The 783-nt window shown below is 71.0% G+C and carries 1 protein-coding gene; it reads right to left on the minus strand.

Going from position 1 to position 783, the window contains the following annotated elements:
* Positions 1–783 (minus strand): helicase-related protein (locus EN935_RS38520; protein WP_164771853.1); only part of this gene is annotated, 783 nt, incomplete at both ends.

Here is a 783-nt window from a genome sequence, read left to right on the forward strand (position 1 = left end):
GTCGAGCATGGCGCCGGAGCCATTGGCCAGCACGAAACGGCCGCGCTCGCCGCGCGCCTTGGCCACCCGATCTGGCCAGGCGTGGACGAGCAGGAGACCGGCGGCGGCGGCTTCGCTGCCCTTCGCCCCGCCAGCCTGCCGCGCCAGCCGTTCGGCGAGCTGCTTCGCGGCTGTAGCGCGCGGCGATCTTTCCCCGCGAAAGCGCATCAGCCGTCGCTCCAGATCGGCGCCGTCGCCACCAAGGCCGCGCTCGGTGAGCAGCACCGAAAGCATCGCTGCCTCGAAGGCATGACCGCCTTTCGCTGCCTCGGCGACCATATGCGCCAACCGCACCGGCAGAGCGAGCTTGCGCATCGAAGCACCTGCATCCGTCAGGCGCCCTGCCTCGTCGATGGCATCCAGCGCGCGCAGCAGCGCCCTTGCCTCATTGAGCGCCGGAGCGGGTGGCGGATCGAGAAAGGCGAGCCCTGCCGGATCGGCAACGCCGAAGGCGGCGCAATCGAGCAGCAAGCCGGACAGGTCGGCCTCCAAGATTTCGGGTGGCGTGAAGGCGGGAAGTGCAGCCGTCTGCTCGGCCCGCCACAACCGGATGGCGACGCCAGCTTGCGTGCGCCCGGCACGGCCGGCGCGCTGGTCGGCGGACGCCTTGCTGACGCGCACCGTTTCCAGCCGGGTCAAGCCGCTGGCCGGCTCGTAGCGCGGCAGCCGCGACAGGCCGGAATCGATGACGACGCGCACGCCGTCGATGGTGATGGACGTTTCGGCGATCGAGGTCGCCAGCAC

This window comes from Mesorhizobium sp. M7D.F.Ca.US.004.03.1.1 (assembly GCF_003998635.1).
Lineage (GTDB): Bacteria > Pseudomonadota > Alphaproteobacteria > Rhizobiales > Rhizobiaceae > Mesorhizobium > Mesorhizobium loti.